The following is a 25308-nucleotide window of genomic DNA, read 5'->3' on the forward strand; positions in this document are numbered from 1 at the left end:
GCGTGGAGGGGGAGCCACCGCTCCCCTTCCATGATCAAGGCGGGGTCGGCGCCTTCGGCTCCTGCGCGGCCGGCTCCTGCTTCGGCGCTCCTCCCGTGCTGGCCGGCAGCTTCTTGAGGAACGCGCTCACCGCCTCGTTGTACTCCTGGGGGCAGTCGAGCTGCACCGAGTGGCCGCAGCGATCCAGCCCCACCAGCTCGGAGCCGTGGATGCCCTGGTGCCCGTACTCCATGATCTCCCGGCCTCTCCCACCGTGCAGGAACGGGTTGGGGATGAGCCGGTCGTCCTCGCCGAAGACGATGATCGTCGGCGCCTGGATGTGCCCCAGGTTGTCGCGCACGAAGTCGTCGTGAGCCAGCCCGTCCACCGTGCGCACGTTGGCGTAGGCGTACGCGTCGAAGTCCGGCGATGACACCACGCGCACGCGCTCCTCGATGAGCCACTCCAGCTCCGGGCGCCAGCGCGCGAAGTTGGACTGCCGCACGCTGCCCCAGATGCCGTACTCGGGCGAGGCCTTGATCAGCGTGGAGCTGAAGACGCGCTTGAACCAGGCCTTCTCCTTCCAGGAGAACTTCTCGAAGCCGGCGGGCGAGGTGAGCACCAGCGCGGCGGGCTCCTCCGGGTAGCGGATGGCGTAGGAGAGCGCCGTCTGCCCGCCCATCGAGTGCCCCACCAGCACGGGCCGCTCCACCCCGAGCGCGTGCACCAGCTCGCGCACCGCGTCGGCCATGGCCTCCATGGTGTACGGGAACGTGGCGGGCTTGTCGGACTTGCCATAGCCGGGCAGGTCCACGGCGATGACGCGGTAGCCCTGGGCCGCGAAGGTGTCGAGCTGGTAGCGCCAGAACTTCAGGTACGAGCCCAGCCCGTGGATGAAGACGAGCGTGCGCTGGCCCTCGGGGTTGAGCTCCACGTAGGCCACCTCGGGGACGGTGGCCATGCCGTAGGCCTGTGCCGTCTTCGGCAGCGGCATGCGCTTGAGCGGCCACGCCTGTCCCTGGGGCGAGGTGTAGGGGAAGTCCTGGAAGGTGAGCGGCGGCTCTTCCCGGTACGAGCGGACACACCCCGAGGCGAGCGCGGCGGAGAGCAGCAGAACCGAGGCGGCGCGAGCAGTCGTCATGGTTAGAACGCGTACCAGGTGAAGGTGGTGAAGGCCGCCCACGGGTTGGAAGTCACCAGTGGCGCCCCGTCATAGAAGCTGCCCTTGAACATGTAGCCGGTGTGCAGGCCCACCGTCATGAGGTAGCGGATGGTGTACCTCAGCTCCGCGTTCACCTCGGCGCCGATGAAGCGCCCGCGCGGCACGTCCGCGCTCCAGCGCGGCGGCGTCACGTCGCTGCTGGCCAGGGCGGCGCCCAGCTTCAGGTTCAGCTTGTTGGGGATGAGGTCCATCGCGCCCGCGGCGATGGCCGAGCGCAGGCCGTAGCCCTGGTTGGAGATGTCCGACACCGCGCCCGTGTAGTTGTTGGCCGTGCTGGTGAAGGGGAACAGCAGCAGCGTCTTGTGGTCGAACCACACCGCGCCCGGCAGGCCGTACATGTTGAGCGTGAAGGCGCCCTTGTACTTGCCGTCGTTCAGATCGCTGTCGCCCGTGGTGTACATGCCCTCGAGCGACACCACGTCATTGGGAGTGTGGCCCCAGTTGTAGAGCACCTCCGCGTTGGCCGACAGGCCGCTGATCTTCACCTCGGTGTTATTGGGGGTGTTCTCGACGCTGCTCTTGTACGAGCCCCCGTTGTACATGACGAAGCCGGAGGCGGCGAGGCGCCCGGTCCGGAAGTCGATGTTGTGGTTGAAGTGCGCGCCCAGCCAGAACACCGTGCCCGTGGGCCGCTCGATGTTGAAGCGGGGGGTGCCGGTGAAGCCGCCCAGACCCGTGGAGGCGGGGCCGCTCTTGACCAGGCCCTCGTAGGCGAAGGCATCTCCCTTGGTGTCATCCCGCAGGCCCCAGGCCGACACGCCCACGTTCGTCCCGGGCTGTACCGGGTAGGTGTAGTCCCCGGTGAACAGCCAGATGTACTTGAGGCGCGGATCATCCCCGAGCGCCTTGTCCGGCTGCGCGGTGCCCAGCGGCAGCAGGCTCAGCTTGGCGTTCCCCTTGTAGCTGCTGAACACAGAGAGGCCCGTGGCGTCGCTGCCGAGGAAGGTCAGCTTGTAGCCGGTGCGGATGATGTCGTTGAGCGGCGTGCGCGTCGGATCGTAGTAGGTGTCGTAGACGGGCTGGGTGCCGATGAGGATGGTGAGCTTGGTGGGGTCGCGGAACGGGTAGAACGCCACGTTGACGTTCTTGGTCTGGATGTTGACCTGATCCGCGTTGAAGCCGCCGCCCTCGTTGGGCTGAACGGTGTTGGCCGCGCGGCCCCACAGGTAGTCCACCTCGAACTGGGCCCGGAAGCTGGCCAGCCCGTCCACGAACCACGGGCTGTACTCGATGACGGGGATCCACCGCTGCTCGGCGTAGTACGCCTTCAGGTCCGTCACGCGCACCGCGCTGCCCACCGGACTGCCAATGGGCCCCAGCGATACGCCCTTGAGGCCGCTGGGGTCTCCCACCTGGTTGGTGAGCGTGAAGCGCGAGAAGAAGTAGTTGATGAGGACGAACTCGCGCGGCTCGGCGTCCTGATCACGGTTCTTCTCGTCCTGATATTTGTCGTAGTACGCGCCCGGCACCGTCGTGGGACTGGCGCTCGCCAGAGACGACAGCCCCACCACGGCCAGGACGAGCGCCGTCGCGCCGCCTCGCAGGGCCCTGCCTGCTTCAACCTTCAGCCACCACGTCATAGACCCCTCTGGAATGCGAAGAAGACAGGGCGCGCGAGGCGCGCGAGCGTGTTACTGCGCGGAGACGGCGTAGACCTGCTGCGCGTCGCCGGCGAGGGGCTGCCCGTTGACCGTGACCGTCTGCGAGCCCACCGCGCCGTCCTTGCAGGTGTTGCCCGTGGCCTTGCCCTCGAAGTACAGCTCCAGCGTGATCTGCTTGCCATCCGCGCTCAGCTTGCCCCGCCCCACCTGCTTGAAGCCGGGGTAGGTCACGCTGATGTCGAAGCAGCTCGCGTCCGCCGCCACGTTCTCGATGAGGACCGCGGTCGAGTCGAAGTTCTGCACACCGCTGACGGCCTCATGGTCGCACGTGCCCTTGTTGAACACAGCCGGGGCGTCGCGCAGGGTGGCCAGGTTGCTGCTCACGTGGAAGCTGCCACTCGAGACGGTGATCTGCACCTTCTGGTAGCACTGCGTGGCGGCGCCGTAGTTGACGTCCTCGTCATAGCCGTTGGGGAAGCTGGGGATGTTGGTCCCCTCCATCACCAGGGCCTTGCCCTCGAGGTAGTTGCGGATGTTGTCGGCCGTGTCGAACTTCGGCACCGAGGGCGTCTGGGGCGTCGTGGTGTCATTGCCTCCACAGCCCACGAGGCTCAGCGCTCCCAACACCACCGCGGACAGCAGCTTCTTCTTCATACGCGTACTCCTCATGTCTCCGGCGGAACTGCCGGGGAAGACGTGTTGCGGGAGGCTCACCCAGCCTCCCCGAAAGACTTCACCGCGAACTCAACTGCCCTGGGACTGGCCGCGCGCCTCCGCCGCGATGGCGGCCTCCCTCAGCTCTCGCTTGAGGATCTTCCCGGCGGCGGAGATGGGCAGGCGCTCCATCAACTCCACCCGCTTGGGAACCTTGAAGCGCGCCACCCGCTCGCGCAGGTGCGCCAGCAGCTCCTCCGCGCTGGCCGAGCTGCCCGGCTTGAGCACCACGAAGGCGCGCCCCACCTCGCCCCACTTCGCGTCAGGCACGCCCACCACCGAGCACTGCTGCACGGCGGGGTGCTCGTAGAGGGCCGTCTCCAGCTCCAGCGGGTACACGTTCTCGCCGCCGGAGATGAACATGTCCTTCTTGCGCCCGGAGATGGTGAAGAAGCCGTCCGCGTCCCGGCGCGCCAGGTCTCCCGTGTGGAACCAGCCCTGCGCGTCGATGGCCTCCTTCGTGGCGGCCTCGTCGTTGAAGTAGCCGGAGCACATGGAGGGGCCCTTGAGGACCAGCTCTCCCACCTCGCCCACGGGCGCCTCGCGGCCGTGATCATCCACCAGCCGCGCGTCGATGAAGTAGTTGGGCCGGCCGATGGAGCCCGCCTTGGAGATGGCGAACTCCGGCCCCATGCTGAAGATGCCGGGGCCGAACTCCGTCATCCCGAAGCCCTGCTTGAAGGGCACCGAGTGCACGGCCTGCCACGCCTGGATGAGCGGCACCGGCAGGGGCGCGCCGCCGCTCGTCATGAAGCGCACGGTGGAGAAGTTCGTGGAGCGGAAGCGCGGCGAGTCCAAGAGCTGCTGGTATTGCGTGGGCACCGCGAAGAAGAGCGTCACCTTCTCGCGCTGGACCAGGGTGAGCAGCTCCTCGGGATCCCACCGGCGCATGATGACGACGGTGCCGCCCACGGTGAGCAGCGGCACCGTGTACACGAGCAGCCCGCCCGTGTGGAACATGGGCGTGTGGGTGATGGTGACGTCCCCGGACCGCACCTCGTGGACCAGCGTGTTGAGCGTGTTCCACGCCACCATGCGGTAGGAGATCATCGCTCCCTTGGAGCGCCCGGTGGTGCCGCCGGTGAAGAGCAGACAGAGGGTCTCCTCGGCATCCACCGCGTCGTTCTTCACTGGCGCGGCGGGCCGGTGCAGCAGCGTCTCCGCGTAGGGCATGCTGCCCGGCAGGCTGCTGGACTCCAGGTGGACGAGCCGCAGGGAGTCGCCAATCCGGTCCTTCACCTGGGCCACGTTGTCGCGGAAGTCGTCACCGAAGAGGAGCACCCGGGGCGTGGTGTCGCGCACCAGGTCCGTCAGCTCGTTGGCGTGCAGGCGCCAGTTGTACGGCACGAAGATGGCGCCGATCTTCCCGCAGGCGAAGAGGACATCCAGGTACTCCACGCCGTTGTGGGCCACCAGGCCCACGCGATCTCCGCGCTGCACACCCGCCACATCGCGCAGCCAGCCGCCCAGCGCCTCGGCTCGAGCGTTCAGCGCGCGGTAGGTGAACCGGCCCGCCTCGCCCTTGGCCAGGTCCACCACGGCCAGGTTCTCGGGCCAGTACAGGGCGCCTCGTCCCATCCAATCGCCGATGAACATGCGCGTTCCCCCTCAATCCGTGTGGGGCCGTCCGGCTCAGGCCGTCCAGCGGTAGAGAGCCGAGGCCATGGAGAGCCCGCCGCCGCTGGCGCAGAAGGCCACCAGGTCCCCACGCCGGACCTTGCCCTTCTCCACCGCGTCATCGAGCGTCATGGGGATGCAGGCCGAGCCCGTGTAGCCCCACTTGTCCATGGTGTAGTGCGCCTTCTCCATCGGCTGGCCGAGCACCTTCATGGTGGCCTCGATGGTGCGCAGGTTGAGCTGGGTGAAGACGAACTGCCGCACGTCGTTCAGCGAGAGCCCGGCGCGCTTGAGCAGGATGTCCAGCAGCTGCGGCCAGCGCTCGGTGTTGAAGGTGGCGGGGAACTTGCGGACGAACTGCACCGCGGGCTTGCCGCCGGTGAGCGCGAGCGACTCGGCCGTGGCCGGCCGGAACGTGCCGCCGGTGTAGACGCCGAGCGCGTCGTGGTACTCGCCGTTGGCCAGCAGCCGCGCGCCCATGAAGCCGGGCTTGTCATCGGCGCCCAGCACCACCGCGCCCGCTCCGTCCGCGAAGAGCGTGCACGTCTTCTTGTCCTTCCAGTTGATGTAGCGCGACATGCCGTACGCGCCCAGCACCAGGACGCGCCGGTAGCTGTCGTCCGCGGCGATGGTCTTGCTGGCCACGTCCAGCGCCGTCACCCACCCGGCGCAGGCGCAGTTGAGATCGTACGTGCCCGCGTTGATCGCCCCCAGCTTGGCCTGCACCACCGAGGAGGTGGCCGGGCTCAAGTAGTCCGGCGTGTCCGTGGCGACGATGACGAGGTCCAGCTCATCGGGGCGGGTGCCCGCGCGCTCGAGCGCCTGCCGCGCGGCGGCCACGCACAGGTCCGAGGTGGCCTGGTCCTCCGCCATGATGTGCCGCTCGCGGATGCCCACGTTCTGCACGAGCCAGTCGCCCACCGGCTCTCCGACGATGCGGTCCATCTCGGCGTTGGTGATGACCTTCTCGGGGACGTACCGGCCGGTGGAGAGGATCTGCGCGTATCTCATGATGTCGTGCTCCGGAGGGTGTTGCGCGCGGGACGTGCACCGCGCTTGGCGGAAGAGCTCGTGGCCTTGGCAGGGGCCTTACCCCCGCGAGGCGCGGGGCGCGGATCCAGGCCGTATTGGATGAGGGCCATGGCGGTGTCCAGCACGCGCTCCAGGCCCGGGTCCTCCTCCCAGATGATCCAGCGCATCCCCAGGAAGTCACCGATGCCCATCAGGCAGTAGGCGAGCGCCTCTGGATCCATGCCGCGGATCTGCCCGGCGTCCATGGCCTGGGTGAGCCCTTTGACATAGCCCCTGGCGAAGCGATCGTAGTAGCGGCGGTAGCAGGCCTGGTCGACGAACTCGGCCTGGCGGACCACGCGGTAGAGGTTGGGGTGCTCGCGGGCGAACTCGAAGAAGGCGCGCAGGCCCTCGCGCTCCACGTCGATGCGGTGGGTGAAGCCCGTCACGGACTCGGCGATGAGGCGGCGCAGGCGCTCGCCCAGCTCGTCCACCACCTCCACGAAGATGGACTGCTTGTCCGGGAAATAAACGTAGAAGGTTCCGAGCGCCACGCCGCTCTTGCGGGTAATATCCGCGATGGAGGCACGCTCGTAGCCCTTCTCCCCGAAGATGGCCTCAGCGGCCCGCAGCAGCTTCTGGCGGGTCTTCTGGCCCCGGGGCGTGACGGGCAGCATCCGCTCGGATGAAGTTGAAGGGCGATTCATGTTTCATATACGGGTAGCATCGCCCGGACGGGCTTGTCAAAACCTCCCGCACGGGAGTTGCTTGGCCCCGTGCGTCATGCCCCGGCGGGGAGCGCCGCGGTGGGGTGCGGCGGGTGGACGGCCTGGGCTACCTTCGAGCCTGAAACCCGGCTCATGGGAAGTTGAAGGCCGATTCAGGTTTCAGGAACATCCCCCCCTGGTCAGCGCCCGGGCATTGGGCGTACCCTCCGCGCCACTTTTCCAGGCGGCCGGGCCTCCTCGGCGCCTCACTCCACGGGAGATGACATGCAGCTCAAGGACCTGAAGGTGGTGGTGACGGGCGGTGCCCAGGGCATGGGTGCCCACTTCGCTCAGCGGCTCCACGAGGCCGGCGCCCAGGTGGCCGTGGGCGACATCAGCGAGGAGAAGCTCGCCGCGCTGCCCGCGGGCATCCACCGCCGCCGCCTCGACGTGTCCAACGAGGAGGACTGCATCGCCTTCGTCGGCTGGGCCCACCAGGCCATGGGCGGCCTCAACGGGCTGATCAACAACGCCGGCATCCTCCGCGACGCCCTGCTGGTGAAGAAGGACAAGACCACCGGCCAGGTGAAGAAGCTGAGCACCGCGGACTGGAACGCCGTCATCGGCGTCAACCTCACCGGCGCCACCTTCATGGTGCGCGAGGTGGTGGCGAAGATGGTGGAGACGGAGCAGAAGCCCGGCGTCATCGTCAACATGTCCTCCATCGCCCGCCACGGGAACCGCGGCCAGTCCAACTATGTCTCCGCCAAGGCGGCGCTCGCCGCCAACACCGTCACCTGGTCGAAGGAGTTCGCTCCGTTCGGCATCCGCGTGGGCGCGGTGGCCCCCGGAATGATCGAGACGCCGATGACCCAGGGCATGAACCAGAAGGCCCGGGACACCCTGGTGGCCAACATCCCCGTGGGCCGCATCGGCGTGCCCGAGGACATCTGGGTGGCCGTGAAGTTCATCTTCGAGTGCGACTACTTCAACGGCCGCACCATCGACGTGGACGGCGGTCTGGCGTTCTGAGCCGAGCTGCGCCCTCGCGGCCCGCGCTCGAGGCGGGCCGCGGATGGCGGCCTCACGCTTGTCTGCCTTTCGAGCCGCCAGGCAGGCCCTTGTCTCGCATTCCCATCGGTCGATTGGCCGCCTCAAGAATCGAGAAAAAGAGCCGTCCGCGAGAGAACAAAAAATCCTCTCGGGTGTCTCATGAATGACAGGGATTTAGGACTGGGAGCCCCCTGGCAGCTTGCCGGGAGAATCCTGAGTTTCTAGGTTATTCAGGAAGACGCGAGGCGGGTCGTTGGTTCAAAGAGACGAGAACGCACGAGGGCCGCGGCTTCCCGGGAGGTGGCCTCCCGCAAAAAAGCGCCACTCGCGGCCGTCCTTCTCATGAAGGAGGAGGGCCTGCGAAAGGGTGGGTGAGGCTGCGCCTTACGAGTGAAGCTCGAGGGACATGCTCGTGCCCGCTTCAAACTCCGGTGTGCGCCGCAGCTGATCCAGCACGCGCGGCGCACAGCGGACGGTCAACATGGGCAGGGAGCCGCCCGGCTCGCTGATGGACCGTACTGCGCCTTGGAGCTTGTGGGCCTCCAGCCAGCGCATGAAGTCATCGCGAAAGCGCGCGCTCTCGGCCAGGCCCTCCTGGTAGACGGCCGCCCGGCTGCGCGCCACCTCACGGGGCGCACGGCGCTGCGGCGCGCCGCTCTCGGCTGGCATGACCGTGACGTCGATCCACTCGGCCGTGGCCGCGTCCTGGCCGCCCCTCCCCGGCAGGCCCCGAACCGAGGGAACCGCCCGCAGGTACAGGCTGCTCTTCCCCGGTCCATTCTGCTTCCTGCTCATTGGCCCTTCCTCCTCCAGGCCCGGCGCTCCCTCGGCGCCGGCCCCGGACGCTACGTCGTCAGCGGTACACGGCCAAACCCTTGCCCGTTCGGTGTCCTGGCGAGCGCTTGAGCTTGACCGTGTTGGACATAATCAAATCCTTCACTTCAAGCGCCGTCAAGTCAGGCGCACGGCAACGATACAGTGCTGCAATACCGGCAACATAAGGGGCAGCCATGCTGGTGCCACTCATTCGCTCGTAGAACGCCTGGTTGTTGCACCGCCGCTCGGTGCTTGAATAGATGTTGACACCGTAACCCATCACATCCGGCACGGAGCGCTTCCCCACCACTCCGCTGGCCGAGAAGCTGGCCACTTTCCTGTCGAAGTCGACTGCACCGATGGCCAGTGCCTCCGGAAAGCCTGCTGGGTAACCAACCGTGTTCGGTCCACTGTTGCCCGCCGCGACAACGGGCAGGACGTTGCTGTCCAGCAGGCGACGAATCATGGTCTGCAGGGCGCGCAGGTTGAGGCGGTAGTCCGCCTCGCCAATGCCCGTGGGGCACTGCACCGGGAAGCCCAGCGACATGTTCACCACCGCCGGCCGCATGGCGTTCTCCGGCCGGGAGAACTGGTGCAGCAGCCACTCCATGCCGGCGGCCACGCGGCCGAGGCTGGTGCGGATGGTCTCCGATTCGATGACCGAGGCGACGTAGAGGTCCACCTCGGGCGCCACGCCGTGGTGCACGCCCGCGGCGATACCCGCCACGTGCGTGCCGTGGCCGTCCGGATCAAACCCGCGCACGTCTCGCGCCGGCGTGTGCGGCGAGTTGGGGAAGAGCGAGACGTAGCGGAACTGCACCACCTTGCTGGCGTGCTCCGGGTGGTCCGCGTCGATGCCGGTGTCGAGGATGCCCAGCATGACGCCGGCGCCGCGGATGCCCTGGGCGTGGGCCAGGGGCACTCCGCACTCGGCGGGCCACTCGCGCTCGGCCAGCGAGGCCATGCCGCGGTTGCGCGGGCCCGTCTCTCCGGCCACCGGGCCGGGGAAGGACAGCGGCACCACGTCCGGGATGAACTCGAAGTCGCGCGAGAGCTCGCCGCGGGCGGAGCGCTCGGCCTTGTCCGAGTAGAAGTGCGCCATCGTCGCGCCGATGAGCGGCATGTAGCGGTACGAGCCGGCCTCCGTGCCGGTCATCTCCGACACCGGGCCGGGGATGGGCGTGGCGGCGACCCTGACGACCCGGCCACCCTTGCCGCGCCTGCCGCGCTTGCCGCCGCTCGGCTCGCTGACGGAAGGCCGCGCGCCGGGCAGGGTCGCCGAGCGCAGGCCGAGCTGCTGCAGCGCCTCGGCGGCCCGCTCGGCTCCGACGAAGCGCAGCGCCGTGGAGCGCTGAAGCTGCCGCTCACCCCGCGTTGTCCCCCTCACCCCCACGCGCGCCTGGGTCTCGATGCTCTCCTTGGGAACCAATAGATAGGACTTCATGGAAGTTTCACTCCTTACTGGGGACTGCGACTGCACGGGACTGCTGACTGCGCGGGTGCTGCGAAGGGAGGACGGGGGAGGTTCCTCCAGGAAGGTTTCATGGGAGCTCCAGCCGGGCCCGGAGCCTCTCGGACACGACGGGGGCAATCGAGGCCTGGGCGGCCTGCTGCACGCCGGCGGTGTGCGTGGCCCAGAGCAACTCAATCTGGTCCGCGTCCACCTGGGAACCGGCGGGGGCACCTGGCAGTCCGATGCCGAGCAGCTTCAGCAAGGACCAGCTCACGTCATCTCGTGGCTGGGCCTGTAGACCCCGGACGGGTTTGATGCGCAGGGTGGCCTCCACGTTGAGCCGGCCGTCTCCGAAGTACTCGTTGAACGTGCGAGACGGCTCCTCCGGACGCGGATGATACGGGTAGGGTCCCACGTCGTCGGCGCCCAGCAGCAGCGCGCGACGGCAGGCCTCCACCCGCTCGACGGGCGAGAAGTCCGCGAGCGCCTGGCGGTGGTACGACAGCCAGAGCGCGGCGGCCGCGGCCACCTGCGGGGTCGCGGAGGAGGTGCCTCGGCCCAACCGGTAACCCTTGGGGGGCGAGGCCCACAGCACATCGGGCGTCGGCGCGCACAGATCCACCTCCGGCCCGTCATTGCCCGACATGCGATCGTTGAAGCGGTAACGCTTCAGGTTCTGGGTGATGCCGCTCACGGCGAGCACGCGGTTGAAGCGCGCCGGGTACACCACGCTCGTCGGCGTCCGCAGCGCGCCGCCGAGCGGGAAGTGGTTGCCGGCCGCCGCGCAGATGAGCACGCCCTGCTCGTAGGCGTAGTTCACCGCGTCCGCCCAGAGCCGGCTGGGCAGCCCGCCCATGCTGATGTTGATCACCTGGGCGCCCTGGCTGACGCAGTGGAGGATGCCCAGCGCCAGCGACTGCGTGGCCACCTGGATCACCGAGGGCGACACGCGCACCGGCAACACGGAGGCGTGGGTGGCGATGCCCTGGTACTCGGCGTGGTCGGCCGCCAGCAGGCAGAGGGTCGCCGTGCCGTGCCCGGGTGAGAGCCCCAGGCCCGCCTCGAGCGGATCCCTCGCGTCCGACCGGTCCCGGTCCCACAGGTCCACGCCGGGCATCAGCCGGTCCGGACCGGGCAGCGCGGGGTGCATCGACCAGCCGGTGTCCAGGTGGCCGATGAGGATGCCCTCGCCGGGCAGGTGCCCGGCCTTCTCCAGCAGCCGCCACGCCTGCGGCACGCGGATGGCGCGCAGGTGCCAGTCCTTCGGGAGGTTCTTCCCCAAGGGCTCCTCGAGGTCGGCCACGGGGTGCAGCATCACCGCGGCCGGCTCGGCGTACTCCACCTCCGGCTGCTCCATCAGCGCGTGCACCGCGCCCCACACGTCATCCGCGGAGGGGCCCGAGGGCAGCACCGGAGCCGCGCCGCCGCGCATCGCCATGGCCACACCCTGAGGGCCTGCCTGCGGCCGCGAGCCCTTGGACTTCTTCGAGCCGCCGCCTCCCGGGAGCTTCACGGTGTGCCAGCGCGCCACCTCTCCGCCCGGCCGCACGAGCGGCAGATCCACCGAGAGCTTGGCGCCATGGTACGAGGGAGTGGCAGGCAGGGCGTCCACCATGGAGCCCACCGCGCGGACACCCGCCGAGCGGGCAATGGCCGTCAGCGTGCGGACCCGCGGCGCACGCGCCATCGTCAGGCGCGCCGGAGCGGTCTCTCGCAGCTTCACGTGGATCTCGCCGGTGTAGTGCACCCCCGGCGCCGTCACGGCCTTCATTTTTCATCCCCCACTTCGGACTTCGAGGTGGCCCACGGTGGAACTAGAACGGGGGCCCCTGACAAATAATTACGGAATTCCCTTAGTAGACGCCAATCCGGGACGTACAGGTCCTTCGGCTCATTCATGGAACGTCGGGAATTGGGAAGCATTCCATGGGAGGCGCCCCAAAGTGCCTGCTGGCGCACAGAAGAGGTGTCGGCCAAACAACCCCGGTGTATGCAAGCACCCGAGCCACGGCCCGCCGACAGACTGGCACCGGCCGTGGATGATTCGGCGGCACGAATTGTTCGTCAGGTTCGTGGCATCCGGGTAAGGGGGTACTCCCCGCCCGCTGGAGAGCTCTCTTGATTCCTTATTTTGACCCGCACTCGCTGAAGATTGGCCCCATTGAGCCCTTCGGCGTCTTCGTGGCGCTGGGCATCTTCCTGGCGGCACGCATCGTCGTGAATCAGTCGGCCAAGCAGGGGCTCGACCCCAACCCGATCCACGACTATGCCCCGTGGGGCGTGGGCGCGGGCGTTGTCGCCGGCCACCTCGTCCACCTGCTCTTCTACCACCCCGAGGAGCTCCACAAGAGCACCTTCCAGCTCTTCCGAGTCTGGGACGGCCTGTCCTCGTTCGGTGGCCTGCTGGGCGGCGTCATCGCGGCCATCGTCTACTTCCGCTACCGGAAGGTTGCGTTCTCCAAGTACTCTGATGCCTTCGCGCTCGGCGTGGCGCCCGGGTGGGGCGTGGCGCGCATCGGCTGCTTCGTCGCCCATGATCACCCCGGCCTGCGCACCGACTTCTTCCTCGCCGTGAACTACCCCGTCGTCCCCTACGGCGGACCCCGGCACGATCTGGGCCTCTACGACGCCATCCTCCTGTTCGCCATCGCCGGCCTGCTCTTCGCGCTGCGCAACTCCGGCAAGCTCCAGAACCGCCTGCTCCACCTGATGGCGCTGATCTACGCCTGCGGCCGCTTCTTCTTCGACACCCTGCGCGCCACCGATCTCAACTACGTCGACGCGCGCTACTTCGGCTTCACCCCCGCCCAGTACGGGTGCGCCCTCCTGGTCATCTACGGCATCTGGGGGCTCGTGACGAAGCGCGCGTCCCAGGCGACCCCCACGCGCGCATCCACCGGCTCGGTAGGCACCGCCCGGTAGCGCGAAGTGACGTCCGCCGCCGCCCGCGCGCCCTACCAGTACGAGACGGACTTCAAGTCGAACACGTCCGGGTAGCCGCTGCGGCGCAACAGCCCGGCGGCCATCGCGCTGCGGCCTCCGCTGGCGCAGTACACCACCACCTTCGTGCCCGGCGGCCCCACCTCGGCCAGCCGCTGCTGCAGCTCCTGCACGGGGATGTTGCGCGCGGGCTCCGGGTGCCCCTGACGGAACTCGTCCGGCGTGCGCACGTCCAGCAGGAGCGCGCCCTCGGCGACGAGCTGCCGAGCCTTCTCTGAGAGCTCTTTCGGTGTCATCGCTCCGGTACTGTAGGCGACATGTGGGGCCGGTGAGCAGCCCGAGATGGCGTGATCTGCACATCCCAGCCACACATCGTGTCCGAGCCTCAACGTTCGCGCTCGGGGCAGGTGGATCCCAGGCCCCTCGGCGCGCGTCAATTTCAGGGAATGCCCCCACCTCCCCAGACGCGCACGCCTCCGGCGCAGCCGCTGATAGCACCGCTGGCGCTATCCTGGCCCGCCGCGCTCATCGGCCTCGTCTTCGGGGTGCTGATGACGTACGTGCCCTACGAGTTCCGGGTGGCCTCGTTCCGGCCCCTGTACCCGTACGTCCGGGAGATGGGCATCACCTACCTGGCCAGCAGCCTGGCGATGATGGGCGCGCTGCTCTACCCCCACGCTCCACGCTGGCTCGATGTGCTGGGACGCGCGGGCTTCATCCTCACCACCACCGCGTACTGGTGGGTGCTCAACGTCCTCAACGGCAGCTACACGGGCATCCTCCTCTACCCGCTGCTCTTCATCGGGCTGGGGCTGGAGGCCATGCCCTCCTTCCGCCGCCGCCCCCTGTTCCGCTTCTTCGCCGCCCTCATCGGCGTGGGCTTTGGCCCTCCGATGATCTTCTCGCCCGAGCGCTTCCCCTCGGCCATCTACGCTCACCTGTCTCCCTTGATGGAGATGACGGGCGTGCTCTTCACCGTGGCGGGCCTGGCGCTGCTGCTGCCGCTGGGCCGGTGGCGCCCGGGGCTGCCTCGCGCGGTGCTGGGCGTGCTCGCCGGGCCCTACGCGCTGCTGTCCTGGGGCCTGGGCCGAGGCCAGTTCTGGATGGGCATGTCCGTGTACGTCATCCTCACCCTCGGGTGTGTGGCCGAGGCCGTGGCCTGGCGCCCCCGCGCGCCGCGCACCGTGGGCTGGAAGCTGCTCCGGGGCCTGGCCTTCGCGGGGCTGGTGCCCCTGCTGGCGCTGGGAGGTGTCGCCTCGTTCCTCGCCCAGCGCGCCATTGAGGAGCAGGTGCGCGAGGACACGGTGCGCACCGCCCTGGGCGAGGCGGACTTCGTGCGGCGCTACCTGGAGGATGCCCACTCGTCCCTGCAGCTGCTGCTGGACTCGCCGGGCTTCCGCCAGGCCTTCGCGGACGGAGATCCGCGCAGGCTCGAGCCCTACCTGCTCAACATCGCCACCCGCCAGCGAGCCTTCGGCGCCGTGCTGGCCATGGGCGCGGAGGGCACGGTGCTAGCCTCCTCCACGAGCGTGGAGGGGCTGGGCCCGCTGCCGCCTCTGTCCGAGGCCGCCTCCGAGCCCTTCATCATCCAGGGCTCGCGCCCCCAGCTGGCCATGGCCCTGCCTTTTGACGAGGGCGGCCACCGCCGGGGCGTATTGGTGGGGCTGCTGTCGCTGGAGCAGTTCTCGTCGGCCTCCACCCCCGCCGCGCGGCGCTTCCGCGTCCGGGTGCTGGACCAGCGCGGCCTGCTGCTCATCCGGGACACCGCGCCCAGCGCTCCGCTGCTCAGCCCGGCCTATCTGCCCGAGGCGCTGCACGAGGCGGTCCAGCGCTCGGGCCAGGCGGTGGTCGAGACGTTCGATGCCGTGGACCGCCGCATCCTGGGCACCGAGGCCGCCGTGCCCGGCACGCACTGGAGCGTGGTGGTGACCCAGGAGCTGGGCGTGGCCTACGCGGCCATCACCCGGGTGAGCGCGGCCGTGGTGGGCATGCTGATGTTCGGCGTGCTGCTGGCCCTGGCGCTCTCGCAGTTCGTGGCGCGGGACGTCATCCGCCGGCTCACCGCGCTGCGCGAGGCCACGGCGGCGCTGGCCGCGGGAGAGCTGGAGCGGCGCGTGGAGGTGGAGGAGGACGACGAGCTGGGCGAGCTGGCGCGCGGCTTCAACGACATGGCCATCCGCACCGGCGCCACCCAGGCGGAGCTGCGCGAGGCGGTGAAGGCTCGCGAGGAGTTCCTCAGCGTGGCCAGCCACGAGCTGCGCACCCCGCTCACCCCGCTCAAGGGCTTCGCCAGCCTCACCCTCCAGCGCCTGGAGCAGGACGACGGCCACCCCGAGCAAGCGTGGCTGCTCAAGGCGATGCGCTCCATGTCTCGGCAGACGGACCGGCTGGCCCGGCTGGTGGATGATCTGCTGGACACCGCGCGCATCCAGTCCGGGCGCTTCGATCTGAGCTGCAAGCCGGTGGATCTGCTGCCCGTGGTGAGCGAGGTGCTCGAGCGCTTCGAGCTGCGAGGCGCCGAGGGGCTGCGCTTCCAGCTGGAGCCTCCCTCGGGCCCGCTGGAGGGCACCTGGGACGCGGCGCGGCTGGATCAGGTCATCACCAACCTGCTGAGCAACGCCGTGCGCTACTCGCCGCAGGGGGGCACCGTGCGCATCTCGTTCAGCGAGAGCCCCTCGCACGTGGAGCTCCAGGTCCGGGATGAGGGCATCGGCATCCCCCCGGAGTCCCTGGAGCGGCTGTTCCACCCCTTCTCCCGCGCCACCAACGCCACCTCGCGGCACTTCGGCGGCCTGGGCCTGGGCCTGTTCATCTGCCGGGAGATCATCGAGCGCCACGGCGGCACCATCTGGGCCGAGAGCCCGGGCGCGCAGAGGGGCAGCTGCTTCCACGTCCGGCTGCCTCGCGTCCCGCCCCCGGCCGTGCTCCCGCCCGGGCCCACGCCCCCGTCAGCGGGCCTCTCGACCCATGCGGCCTGAACGCAGGCCCTGCCTCAGTCGATGGACGGGATGATGGGCAGCTGGCCGCGCGGCAGCTCCAGCGTGAACGTGGAGCCATGGCCGGGCTGGCTGGTGACGCGCACCGTGCCGCCGAACGCCTCGACGATCTGCCGGGTGATGTAGAGCCCCAGCCCCAACCCGCCGTAGTGCCTATCACTCACCGCGCGCTCGAAGCGCTCGAAGATGCGCCCCAGGTCCTCCTCGGCGATGCCGATGCCCTGATCCTCCACCGTCAGCCGCGCCCGCTCGCCGTCCTCCTCCACCCGCACCACCACCGGCCGGCCCGCGCCGTACTTCAGCGCGTTGGACAAGAGGTTCGTCACCAGCTGCTCCACCCGGAGCCTGTCCCACCGGCCGAACACCGGCTCCGGCGCGTGCAGCTCCAGCGCGCAGCCCAGCTTCTCCGCCGAGGGCGCGAACCGTGAGAGCAGCTCCGCCGCCACCGACGACAGGTCCACCTCTTCCAGCTCCAGCCGCAGCCGCCCCGCGCTGATCCGCGACACGTCCAGCAGGTTGTCCACCAGGTCCGTCAGCTTGCGCACCTGGCGCAGCGCCACATCCAGCGAGTCCGACACCTTCTCCGGAGACAGCGCCGCCCCGCCGATCAGCGCATCGCTGGCCTGGCGCTGGAGCGCCTGCAGCTTCAGCCGCAGCGGCGTCAGCGGCGTCTTCAGCTCGTGGCTGGCGATGCCCAGGAACTCGTCCCTCAGGTGCACCGCCTCCTCGGCCTCGTGGTAGAGCCGGGCGTTGTCCACCGCGGCCACCACCCGCCGCGCGAGCTCCTCCACCATCTCCAGATCTTCAGGCCCGTAGCGCCGGCCCGCGTCACACGAGGCGAAGGTGAACAGGCCCATGGCCTGCCCGCGCGAGCGCATGGGGATGATCATCACCGAGCACGCGCCCAGCCGCTCCAGCAGCGCCCGCTGCTCGGGGGTGCGCGTCATCTGCTCGCGGTGCTCCGGCAGGAAGTCCGGGTAGAGCCGGGACTCGCCCCGCGCCAGCGCCTGGAACAGCCCGCTGCCCTCCTCCGTGGTGGCCGGGTAGCGCGGGGCCTCGCGCAGCATCGGCTCGAGCTCCGGCTCCCGGTGCGCCGCCGCCACCCGCCGGAAGGTGCCGTTCTCCTCCAGCACATCCACCAGGCACCAGGTGGCCACCGAGCTCGCCGCCAGGTGCGCCACGCCCGCCAGGATGGCGTCCGGCTCGGCCCGCACCTCGGCCAGCTCGCGGCTGGCGTCCGAGAGAAAGCGCAGCGCCTCCTCCGCCCGGCGGCGCTGCGTCAGATCCTGCACCAGCACCAGCGTGCGCTCGGGCGACTCGAGCCTCAACGCCGCCAGCAGCACCGGCACGCGCGTGCCGTCCGTGCGGACATACTCCGTCTCCAGCGGGCCGGCGGTGCCCAGCCGGCGCAGCGCATCCACCGCCTGCGCTCCCGCCGCGGGCGTCTCCGGGGCGGCCAGCGCGTCCCAGCGCACCTGCCCCGCCTCCACCGCCTCGCGCGTCTCACCCGTCAGCCGCAGGAAGGTGTCATTCGCGTCCAGCAGCCGGCCCTGGGAGTCGGTGAGCAGCAGCGCCGGCAGCGGCACCCGCATCAGGTTGCGCAGCAGCTGGCCATCCACGGCGCGGCTCCGCCTCACCCGTGGCACAGGCGCACCCGACTCGATTTGCGTCTCTGGCGCTTCGGCCTCCGACGACGCGGCCAACGGAGCGCGATCCAATGCCATTTCGAACCATCCCCCCAAGGGGCGCCCCATTGTGCTCGACCCACCCGAGTTTTCGGAAGCACCCCTCCCCGAGTGGATGCAGGCTTGGAACCTACCCGGGCCGACATCCGAAAGCTTCAGGCTGAACGCTCGCCGAGCCACCTGACGGGTGCCCGCAGACCCAACTTGTCGTACATCCCGTTTTCGGGGACTTTCGGGTTCGTCCATCAGTCCCCTGTAGGCGTGAGATACTGGGGGTCTGACCTCCGAGGCTTCTAGAGCCATGTCTCCGCCCCCCCCCGCGTCCAGCCCCAGCGAGAGCCTCTACCGGCAGATCATCGACAGCCTCAAGGAAGTGGTGTTCCAGGCGGATGCGCAGGGGCGCTGGACGTTCCTCACGCCGATGTGGACGGAGCTGACGGGCTTTCCCGTGGATCAGAGCCTGGGCCGCCGGGCGGTGGAGTTCATCCACTCCGAGGATCGGCTGCGCGCCCAGGAGCTGTTCCACCTGGTGCTCAACCGGCAGACGGACTCGCGCCACGAGGTGCGCTTTCTGCCGCTCGAGGGCCGCCCGCTGTGGGTGGAGCTGTTCGCCCGGCCCCTGCTGGGCGATGACGGCCGCCTGCAGGGGGTGTGCGGCACGCTGACGGATGTGACGGGGCGGCGGCGCACCAGTGACGCGCTGGCCCGGCGCGAGCGCTACCTGAGCGCGCTGGTGGAGATGCAGCACCGGCTGCTGGCCGCGCAGCAGGAGGGCAACCTCTACAAGGACGTGCTGGAGCCCATTGGGCGCGCCTCGGGCGCCAGCCGCGTGTACCTCTTCGAGGTGCAGCGCAGCGACAGCGGGCAGCAGTTCATGCACCAGCGCGCCGAGTGGTGCGCGCCCGGGGTGAAGCCGGAGTTCGGCAACCCGCGGCTGCAGCACCTGCCGGTGGAGCCGGACTTCCACCGCTGGGGCGAGCTGCTGTCACGCGGAGAGGTGGTGTCGGGGCTGGTGAAGGACTTTCCCCCGAGCGAGCGGGCCGTGCTCGAGCCGCAGGGCATCCGCTCCATCCTGGTGCTGCCCCTGCGCGTGAACGACGTGTGGGCCGGCTGCGTCGGCTTCGACAACTGCGTGGAGGAGCGGGAGTGGGACCGGCTGGAGGTGGATCTGCTGTCGGCGGCGGCCGGCGCCATCTCGCTGGAGCTGGAGCACCGCCAGTCGGAGAGCGCGCTGCGCGAGCGGGAGACGCGCTACCGGCAGCTGGCGGAGAACGCCTCGGACATCCAGTACCGCTACCGGATGGAGCCCCCGCGCGCCTTCCTCTACGTCAGCCGCGTGGTGAGCGACAGGCTGGGCTACAGCCCCGAGGAGCACTACGCCAACCCCGAGCTGTGGCGGCAGCGGGTGCACCCCGAGGATCTGCCGCTGCTCACGCAGACGATGGAGGCGCCGCAGCAGGTCGGCTCCAAGCCGGTGGTGCTGCGCTTCAACGCCCGGAACGGGCGCACGCGCTGGCTGGAGCACACGGTGGCGCCGGTGCTCAACAGCAACGGCCGCGCGGTGCTGGTGGAGGGCATCGCCCGCGACATCACCGAGCGGCGCGAGGTGGAGGAGCAGCTCAAGCTCTCCGAGGCCAGCTTCCGCATCCTCCTGGAGGGAGTGCCGGACGCGGCGGCCATCCAGCGGGATGGGCGCATCGTCTACGCCAACAACGCGCTCGTCTCCGCGCTGGGGTTCGACCGGGCCGAGCAGCTCGTCGGGCGCGCGCTCTCGCAGTTCGTCGAGGACGACGTCGAGGAGGTGCCGGGCCCGCCGCCGGACCCCAGCGGCATCAAGGGCATGGTCACCGGCGAGCGGCGGCTGGTGCGCCGGGACGGCAAGACGCGCGTGGCGGAGATCGTCTCCCTGCCGCTGCTCTTCGACGGGGCGCCCGCGGTGGTCTCCATCGCCCGGGATGTCACCGAGCAGCGCCAGCTCCAGGCGCGCTTGACGCTGGCGGACCGGCTGGCCTCGGTGGGCACGCTGGCGGCGGGCATCGCCCACGAGATCAACAACCCGCTGGCCTTCGTCATCTCCAACCTGAGCTTCCTGTCCGAGGAGATGCGGCGCAGCCAGCTCTCGCTGGAGGCCGGGGGCGTGGGCAGCACCACCCACCCGCCTGCCACGCCCAAGCAGCGCAGCCGCGCGGAGCTGGACCTGGTGGAGTGGCAGGAGGTGCTCAGCGAGGCCTACGAGGGCGCCGAGCGCGTGCGGCAGATCGTCCGCCAGCTCAAGACGTTCTCGCGGCCGGACGAGGAGCGCCTGTCGCCGGTGGACGTGCACCAGGTGCTGGACTCGGTGGTGATGATGGCGGCCAACGAGATCCGCCACCGCGCGCAGCTGCACAAGGACTTCGGCCCGGTGCCCAACGTCATGGCCAACGAGAGCCGGCTGTCCCAGGTGTTCCTCAACCTGGTGGTGAACGCCGCGCAGGCCATCCCCGAGGGCCAGGCCCACCACAACGCCATCCGGCTGGTGACTCGGCGGCTGGATCCGGGGCGGGTGCTCATCGAGGTGCAGGACACGGGCTCGGGCATTCCGCGCGAGGCGCTGGGCCGCATCTTTGATCCGTTCTTCACCACCAAGCCGGTGGGCGTGGGCACGGGGCTGGGCCTGTCCATCTGCCACGGCATCATCACCAACCTGGGCGGGGAGATCTCCGTCGAGAGCGAGCTGGGCAAGGGCACCACCTTCCGCGTGGTGCTGCCGTCGCTGGAGCCGCGCACCCGCTCGCGGCCCTCGAACCAGCCGGCGCAGGTGAGCCTCACGCAGCGCCGCGGGCGCGTGCTGGTGGTGGACGACGAGCCCGGCGTGGGCAAGGTGCTGCGGCGCATCCTCAAGGACCACGAGGTGGAGGTGGCCGCCGGCGGGCGCCAGGCCCTGGAGCGGCTGCAGCGCGAGCCGGATCACTTCGACGCGGTGCTGTGCGACGTGATGATGCCGGACCTGGGCGGCAAGGATCTCTACGAGGCGGTGCGCCGCACGCACTCCGGCCTGGAGCGCCGCTTCATCTTCGTGTCGGGCGGCGCCTTCACCACCAACGCCCGCGAGTTCCTGGAGGCCATCCCCAACCCGAAGCTGGAGAAGCCCTTCAACGAGCCGGCGCTGCGGCAGATCGTCCAGGAGCTGGTGAGCCGAGGCCCCTCCTCCACCCGGTGAGTCAGACCCTGTGCCGGCGGGGGACCCTCCTCCCGATGACCGATGCGGCGAGGTAGGTGGAACCAGGACCGTCCTCCCGCTGTCCGATGCGGCACGGCGGGAAAGCCCGTAACGTGCGCCGTGTCTCGATTTCGAGGTGCCCCATGAATCGCACCACCCTGCTGCTGTCCGCCGCCGGATTGCTCGCCCTCGTGGCGCTGGCGCTGGGCCTGCCCAAGCCTCCGCCCGTCACCAACACCACCCACACCCTGGCGCAGCCCGGCGATCCAGAGCCCACGCTGACGCTGCCCCTGGCCACCTCGGGGGACGGCTCGCTGACGCTGGAGGGCAAGCTGTCCGGCGCCTATGTGCAGGCCGGCCCCAGCGAGGCCTTCGCCGTGCTGGAGGTGAAGGCCCACCAGCCCAAGGAGCAGCACCGGGTGCCGGTGAACGTGGCGCTGGTGATTGACCGCTCCGGCTCCATGCGCGGGCAGAAGCTGGACGATGCCAAGCGCGCCGCACGCGAGTTCGTCCAGCGGCTCACGGAGGTGGATCGGCTGGCGATTGTGCACTACGGCACCGAGGTCACCGCCTTCCCCAGCACGCTGGTCACCGAGGAGAACCGGGCCCAGATGCTGGCCTTCGTGAACGGCATCGAGGATGACGGCTCCACCAACATCAGCGGCGCCCTGGAGGCGGCCGCCCAGCAGCTTCGCCCGTACGTGAGCCAGTTCCGGGTGAGCCGCGCCATCCTCATGAGCGACGGGCAGCCCACCACGGGCCTGGTGAGCGAGGCGAACCTGACGGGGCTGGCGCGCCAGCTCCGCGCCGAGGGCATCGCCGTGAGCGCCCTGGGCGTGGGCGGGGACTTCAACGAGAACCTGATGCAGGGCATCGCGGATCAGGGCGGCGGCTTCTCCGGCTTCCTCGACTCGAACCAGCTCGCCGAGGTGTTCAGCCGGGAGCTGGAGCAGGCCACCAACACCGTGGCGCGCTCGGTGGAAGTGAAGCTGGAGCTGCCCTCCCAGGTGAAGAGCGTGGAGGTGATGGGCACCACGGCCACGCGCGAGGGCAACACCGTGCGCGTGCCGCTGTATGACATGGCCGGCGGCCAGTCCGCTCGGCTGGTGGTGAAGCTGACGCTGGAGACGCAGCCCTCCGAGCAGCCGCTCGAGCTGCTGGCCGCCAAGGTCACCTACATGGACGTGGAGCAGGACCGGCCGGCCGAGGCGCACGTGACGCTGTCGGCTCGCGCCACCGAGGACGTGGCCGTGGTGCGCGCCAACCTGGACAAGGATGTGCACGTACACGCGGTGCGGGCGTTGGGCACGCAACAACTGCGCGCCGCGGCCGAGGAGATGAAGCGGGGCAACCGGGAGTCGGCGCTGGGCATGCTGAGCAACGCGCGCCGGCTGTTTGGCGCTTCCGCCTCGGCGCTCTCGGGGGAGCTTGCGGACGTGGACCGGACCAAGGCAGCCTATGAGAAAGCCCAGGACGCCGAGAGCCAGCGTAACGAGGCGCGGCAACTGCAAAAGAAGTCGATGAAGAACTTCGGCTTCAGCAACTCGTATTGACGTAGGACGTGACCGCCATGGCCTTCTCCCTGCAACTGCTCCACCGCGAGGACTTCGAGAGGCGCACCTTGCGCGCGCTGGCGGGAGGAGCGGCCGTGGGCGTGCTGGCCGCCCTGGCCCAGCGGGTGGGGATCTCCTCGATCGATCCCGGCTTCGCGGTGGTGGCGGGGGCGCTGGCCGGGGCCAGGCCGGTGCTGGGCTACTCGGCCGCGCTGAGGCTGGCGCTGGCGGTGCTGCCCTCGCTGCCCTACTTCTTCGATGCCGCGGATCCGGTGCCCCAGGCCTGCTCCGGAGCCGTCGCCGCGGCCCTGGTGGCATGGGCAGGCCAGGGCAACGAGCGGTTCGGCAAGGCCTCCGAGGTGGCCGCGGGCGCGGTGGCCGCGGGCGCGCTGGTGCCGGTGGGCATGTACGTGCAGCAGGTGCTCAACGCGCGCTTCTTCTCCCATGGGGGGCTGCTGGGCGCGCTGGTGGGGTTCTCGGCCATAGCCCTCTTCTGGAGCGTGGGCACGCTGGCCTCGCACGTGACGCTGCACATGGATCCGGTGGAGTCCCGGGGCGGGACGCTGCAGAGCACCCTGAGCGGCGAGGCGAAGGATCTGGTGGGGCGCACGCTCACGCTGTACCGGCAGTGCCTCGCGGTGACGATGAAGATGGCGGCGGGCGCCGGGCGCAACGAGCTGGTGGAGGTGCTGCGCAAGATGGCGCGCGAGGCCTTCAACCTGGCCGAGTCCCATGCTGGCCTGGAGGCGCAGCTGCAGTCCGTGGCGCAGGGGGACGTGGATGCGCAGGTGAAGGATCTGCGGGCCCGCGCGGCGGCCACGGAGGACGCGGTGGCGCGGCGGCAGTTGGAGCTGGCGGCCTCTTCGCTGGGGGAGGAGCTCAACCGGCTGGACACGCTGTCGCGCAAGCGCGAGCGGCTGCTGGCACAGCTCCACGCCCAGGTGGCGCTGCTGGAGCGAGCGCGCGTGTCGCTGGTGGGCGCGGCGGGCACCGAGGCCAGCGCGAAGGGGGCGCAGGCGGCCCAGCTCGCCAAGCGGCTCGCGTCGCTGGGTGAGGAGGCGCCTCCCGCGCCCGAGGCGGAGGCGGCGCCTCGGCCCGCTTCCACGCGCGTCTCAAGCTGAGCAGATCGAACCCAACCCATGGCAGCGGAATGGCGCGCGCCTACTCATTGAGTAGGCTGTGCAAGAGCGGAACTTTCCGCTCTCTGCACGGAGAAGTACGCCATGACGGACGCCCTCACACCCGACTCGCTCCGGCCCGGGGACTTGGTGGGACCTTGGCGCATCGAGGGCTACGCCGGGCGCGGCACCTATGGCGTGGTCTTCCGAGCCCGGCGCGCGGGGCACCCGGGCTCCGTGCCGGTGGCGCTCAAGGTGGCCCTCTTCGCGTATGACCCGCGCTTCCTCCGCGAGGTGGGGCTGCTCTCTCGCGTTCGTCACCCCGCCGTGCCGGAGTTGCTGGACCGGGGCTGGTGGACGATCGATGAAGGGCGGGTGCACCCCTACCTCGTCATGCAGTGGGTGAACGGGCTGCCGCTGTATGAGTGGGCCCGGGTGCACAACCCCACCTGCCGCCAGGTATTGCAGGTGCTGGCCCAGGTGGCCTGGGCCCTGGAGGTGCTGCACACGACGGAGGGCATCCACCGGGACGTCAAGGGGGACAACATCCTGGTGGAGCCCGAAGGCCGAGCCTTCCTCATGGACTTCGGCTCGGGCACCTGGGCCGGAGCGCCTCCCCTCACCGAGAGCCTCATGCCTCCCGGGACTCGCGAGTACCGCGGCCCCGAGGCGCTGCGCTTTCAGTGGCACCACCTGCGTCAGCGCGAGGTTCACTACGAGGCGCGCACCTTTGATGATCTCTATGCGCTGGGGGTCAGCCTCTACCGATTGGTGACCGGCGTGTACCCGCCACCGGGCACGGATCCGGAGGCGAGACTGGCTCCCATCCGGCCACTGCTTCCCCCTCCACCTCGGGAGCCACCTCAGCAGCTCAATGCGCGAGTGGTGCCGGAATTGGCGGCCCTCATCGAGCGGATGCTGGCAGCCATCCCCGAGGAGCGAGGACTCGCTCGCGACGTGGCTCTGGCCGCGGAGTCAGCGGCGGAGCATGCGGGGCCTGAGGCGGATGTTCCGCTGTTCGAGCCCATGCGTCCTGCCGCCGCGACTGTCCGTGCCCCAGTGCTCGTCGCTGCAACGCCTCGAGTCTCCGCGGCGGGCCAGGGACAGGCTCCTGCTCCAGCCGTCAGCGTGCCGGTGCTCGCGCGAGCCGAGACCCACGCGGACGATACGGGAGCGATGCTGGGGTGCCTGACCGTGCTCCTTGTCCCGATAACGATCGTGTTCGTCCTGTGCATAGGCCGTGGGCCACACACGGAGACTCCCACAATCGCTCAGGCGGAAAAGCCGGACGCTGGAGAGGGCAGAGACGCAGGAACCACCGGAGTCGGAGACACCTCGCTGACCTCGCAGGTGACCTCGATCGACATACCCAATTCAACGGAGCCCATAGCAACGGACATGCCGGATGAACCACTCCCGGGCCAAATGCGCGCGCCCTGCAGACGTCGTGGAGCGATCGAGATCAATGGGGGGTGTTGGATCCGGTGGACCGATCTCGCCCCGCCTTGCGGCGAAGATGCCTACGAATGGAAGAAGACCTGCTACTGGCCTATCTTGGAGTCGAAACGGACACCTACTTCAAAGAAGCGTCAGTAGACAGATGCGTTCCAAATCTCATACCGATGGCCAGATGATGCGAGCAGC

General features: G+C 69.6%; 18 protein-coding genes. 7 read left to right on the forward strand and 11 right to left on the reverse strand.

Annotated elements, in window-relative coordinates; translation table 11 throughout:
• Nucleotides 1–34 precede the first annotated feature (34 nt).
• The 6 genes from ACJ8AT_RS23440 to ACJ8AT_RS23465 form a co-directional block, all read right to left on the reverse strand.
• The gene (locus ACJ8AT_RS23440; protein ID WP_407740050.1) at nucleotides 35–1120 is read right to left on the reverse strand and encodes an alpha/beta fold hydrolase; all 1086 of its coding nucleotides are present in this window, start codon (nucleotides 1118–1120) and stop codon (nucleotides 35–37) included.
• Between the two features lie 2 nt (nucleotides 1121–1122).
• Nucleotides 1123–2781 (reverse strand): hypothetical protein, encoded by a 1659-nt coding sequence (locus ACJ8AT_RS23445; RefSeq protein WP_407740052.1) that lies wholly within the window; start codon nucleotides 2779–2781, stop codon nucleotides 1123–1125.
• 51 nt (nucleotides 2782–2832) lie between these two features.
• Complete coding sequence (locus tag ACJ8AT_RS23450; RefSeq protein ID WP_407740053.1) at nucleotides 2833–3456, reverse strand: hypothetical protein; 624 nt, start codon at nucleotides 3454–3456, stop codon at nucleotides 2833–2835.
• Between the two features lie 90 nt (nucleotides 3457–3546).
• Nucleotides 3547–5112 carry an acyl-CoA synthetase gene (locus ACJ8AT_RS23455; protein WP_407740054.1) on the reverse strand — a complete coding sequence of 522 codons (1566 nt, stop codon included), beginning with the start codon at nucleotides 5110–5112 and terminating at the stop codon, nucleotides 3547–3549.
• A gap of 36 nt (nucleotides 5113–5148) precedes the next feature.
• Nucleotides 5149–6144, reverse strand: a complete 996-nt coding sequence (locus ACJ8AT_RS23460; RefSeq protein ID WP_407740055.1) for a 3-oxoacyl-ACP synthase III family protein — start codon at nucleotides 6142–6144, stop codon at nucleotides 5149–5151.
• Nucleotides 6141–6851, reverse strand: a complete 711-nt coding sequence (locus tag ACJ8AT_RS23465) for a TetR/AcrR family transcriptional regulator (RefSeq protein WP_407740056.1) — start codon at nucleotides 6849–6851, stop codon at nucleotides 6141–6143. Before ACJ8AT_RS23465 ends, ACJ8AT_RS23460 begins: the two co-directional genes overlap by 4 nt.
• Before the next feature lie 285 nt (nucleotides 6852–7136).
• Between ACJ8AT_RS23465 and ACJ8AT_RS23470 the strand changes: the two genes are divergently transcribed.
• Entirely contained in the window at nucleotides 7137–7883 is a 747-nt protein-coding gene (locus ACJ8AT_RS23470; RefSeq protein ID WP_407740057.1) for an SDR family oxidoreductase, read from the forward strand.
• A 405-nt stretch (nucleotides 7884–8288) separates the two neighbouring features.
• On the opposite strand, the gene ACJ8AT_RS23475 is transcribed toward ACJ8AT_RS23470, so the two are convergent.
• The 3 genes from ACJ8AT_RS23475 to ACJ8AT_RS23485 all read right to left on the reverse strand — a co-directional run bounded on the left by ACJ8AT_RS23475 (nucleotide 8289) and on the right by ACJ8AT_RS23485 (nucleotide 11944).
• Nucleotides 8289–8699, reverse strand: coding sequence for a hypothetical protein (locus ACJ8AT_RS23475; protein WP_407740058.1), 411 nt, complete (start codon nucleotides 8697–8699; stop codon nucleotides 8289–8291).
• 58 nt (nucleotides 8700–8757) lie between these two features.
• Nucleotides 8758–10164, reverse strand: a complete 1407-nt coding sequence (locus ACJ8AT_RS23480; protein ID WP_407740059.1) for a S8 family peptidase — start codon at nucleotides 10162–10164, stop codon at nucleotides 8758–8760.
• Nucleotides 10165–10261: 97 nt separating this feature from the next.
• Complete coding sequence (locus ACJ8AT_RS23485) at nucleotides 10262–11944, reverse strand: S8 family serine peptidase (RefSeq protein ID WP_407740060.1); 1683 nt, start codon at nucleotides 11942–11944, stop codon at nucleotides 10262–10264.
• Nucleotides 11945–12291: 347 nt separating this feature from the next.
• Here ACJ8AT_RS23485 and ACJ8AT_RS23490 point away from each other — a divergent pair, with 347 nt between their 5' ends.
• The gene (locus ACJ8AT_RS23490) at nucleotides 12292–13095 is read left to right on the forward strand and encodes a prolipoprotein diacylglyceryl transferase (RefSeq protein WP_407740061.1); all 804 of its coding nucleotides are present in this window, start codon (nucleotides 12292–12294) and stop codon (nucleotides 13093–13095) included.
• A 32-nt stretch (nucleotides 13096–13127) separates the two neighbouring features.
• Here ACJ8AT_RS23490 and ACJ8AT_RS23495 read toward each other — a convergent pair whose 3' ends face one another.
• Nucleotides 13128–13409, reverse strand: coding sequence for a rhodanese-like domain-containing protein (locus tag ACJ8AT_RS23495; protein WP_407740062.1), 282 nt, complete (start codon nucleotides 13407–13409; stop codon nucleotides 13128–13130).
• A gap of 150 nt (nucleotides 13410–13559) precedes the next feature.
• On the opposite strand from ACJ8AT_RS23495, the gene ACJ8AT_RS23500 reads away from it, so the two are divergent.
• Entirely contained in the window at nucleotides 13560–16091 is a 2532-nt protein-coding gene (locus ACJ8AT_RS23500) for an ATP-binding protein (protein ID WP_407740063.1), read from the forward strand.
• Nucleotides 16092–16105: 14 nt separating this feature from the next.
• On the opposite strand, the gene ACJ8AT_RS23505 is transcribed toward ACJ8AT_RS23500, so the two are convergent.
• Nucleotides 16106–17728 (reverse strand): ATP-binding protein, encoded by a 1623-nt coding sequence (locus ACJ8AT_RS23505; protein ID WP_407740064.1) that lies wholly within the window; start codon nucleotides 17726–17728, stop codon nucleotides 16106–16108.
• A 367-nt stretch (nucleotides 17729–18095) separates the two neighbouring features.
• On the opposite strand from ACJ8AT_RS23505, the gene ACJ8AT_RS23510 reads away from it, so the two are divergent.
• From ACJ8AT_RS23510 to ACJ8AT_RS23525, 4 genes are all read left to right on the forward strand, one after another.
• Entirely contained in the window at nucleotides 18096–20993 is a 2898-nt protein-coding gene (locus tag ACJ8AT_RS23510; protein ID WP_407740065.1) for a PAS domain S-box protein, read from the forward strand.
• A gap of 143 nt (nucleotides 20994–21136) precedes the next feature.
• Nucleotides 21137–22546, forward strand: a complete 1410-nt coding sequence (locus tag ACJ8AT_RS23515; protein ID WP_407740066.1) for a vWA domain-containing protein — start codon at nucleotides 21137–21139, stop codon at nucleotides 22544–22546.
• Between the two features lie 17 nt (nucleotides 22547–22563).
• Nucleotides 22564–23667, forward strand: coding sequence for a hypothetical protein (locus tag ACJ8AT_RS23520; RefSeq protein WP_407740067.1), 1104 nt, complete (start codon nucleotides 22564–22566; stop codon nucleotides 23665–23667).
• Nucleotides 23668–23769: 102 nt separating this feature from the next.
• Nucleotides 23770–25260, forward strand: coding sequence for a serine/threonine-protein kinase (locus tag ACJ8AT_RS23525; RefSeq protein ID WP_407740068.1), 1491 nt, complete (start codon nucleotides 23770–23772; stop codon nucleotides 25258–25260).
• Nucleotides 25261–25308: the final 48 nt, after the last annotated feature.

The organism is Hyalangium sp., from assembly GCF_045802625.1.
In the GTDB taxonomy this organism is placed as follows: domain Bacteria; phylum Myxococcota; class Myxococcia; order Myxococcales; family Myxococcaceae; genus Hyalangium.

Excerpts from the sequence above, each read along its gene's own strand:
- ACJ8AT_RS23485 (WP_407740060.1), bottom strand. The coding sequence starts at position 11,944 with ATGAAGGCCGTGACGGCGCCGGGGGTGCACTACACCGGCGAGATCCAC.
- ACJ8AT_RS23455 (WP_407740054.1), bottom strand. The coding sequence starts at position 5,112 with ATGTTCATCGGCGATTGGATGGGACGAGGCGCCCTGTACTGGCCCGAG.
- ACJ8AT_RS23520 (WP_407740067.1), top strand. The coding sequence starts at position 22,564 with ATGGCCTTCTCCCTGCAACTGCTCCACCGCGAGGACTTCGAGAGGCGC.
- ACJ8AT_RS23500 (WP_407740063.1), top strand. The coding sequence starts at position 13,560 with ATGCCCCCACCTCCCCAGACGCGCACGCCTCCGGCGCAGCCGCTGATA.
- ACJ8AT_RS23480 (WP_407740059.1), bottom strand. The coding sequence starts at position 10,164 with ATGAAGTCCTATCTATTGGTTCCCAAGGAGAGCATCGAGACCCAGGCG.
- ACJ8AT_RS23450 (WP_407740053.1), bottom strand. The coding sequence starts at position 3,456 with ATGAAGAAGAAGCTGCTGTCCGCGGTGGTGTTGGGAGCGCTGAGCCTC.
- ACJ8AT_RS23525 (WP_407740068.1), top strand. The coding sequence starts at position 23,770 with ATGACGGACGCCCTCACACCCGACTCGCTCCGGCCCGGGGACTTGGTG.
- ACJ8AT_RS23465 (WP_407740056.1), bottom strand. The coding sequence starts at position 6,851 with ATGAATCGCCCTTCAACTTCATCCGAGCGGATGCTGCCCGTCACGCCC.
- ACJ8AT_RS23470 (WP_407740057.1), top strand. The coding sequence starts at position 7,137 with ATGCAGCTCAAGGACCTGAAGGTGGTGGTGACGGGCGGTGCCCAGGGC.
- ACJ8AT_RS23440 (WP_407740050.1), bottom strand. The coding sequence starts at position 1,120 with ATGACGACTGCTCGCGCCGCCTCGGTTCTGCTGCTCTCCGCCGCGCTC.
- ACJ8AT_RS23510 (WP_407740065.1), top strand. The coding sequence starts at position 18,096 with ATGTCTCCGCCCCCCCCCGCGTCCAGCCCCAGCGAGAGCCTCTACCGG.
- ACJ8AT_RS23475 (WP_407740058.1), bottom strand. The coding sequence starts at position 8,699 with ATGAGCAGGAAGCAGAATGGACCGGGGAAGAGCAGCCTGTACCTGCGG.
- ACJ8AT_RS23460 (WP_407740055.1), bottom strand. The coding sequence starts at position 6,144 with ATGAGATACGCGCAGATCCTCTCCACCGGCCGGTACGTCCCCGAGAAG.
- ACJ8AT_RS23515 (WP_407740066.1), top strand. The coding sequence starts at position 21,137 with ATGAATCGCACCACCCTGCTGCTGTCCGCCGCCGGATTGCTCGCCCTC.
- ACJ8AT_RS23445 (WP_407740052.1), bottom strand. The coding sequence starts at position 2,781 with ATGACGTGGTGGCTGAAGGTTGAAGCAGGCAGGGCCCTGCGAGGCGGC.
- ACJ8AT_RS23495 (WP_407740062.1), bottom strand. The coding sequence starts at position 13,409 with ATGACACCGAAAGAGCTCTCAGAGAAGGCTCGGCAGCTCGTCGCCGAG.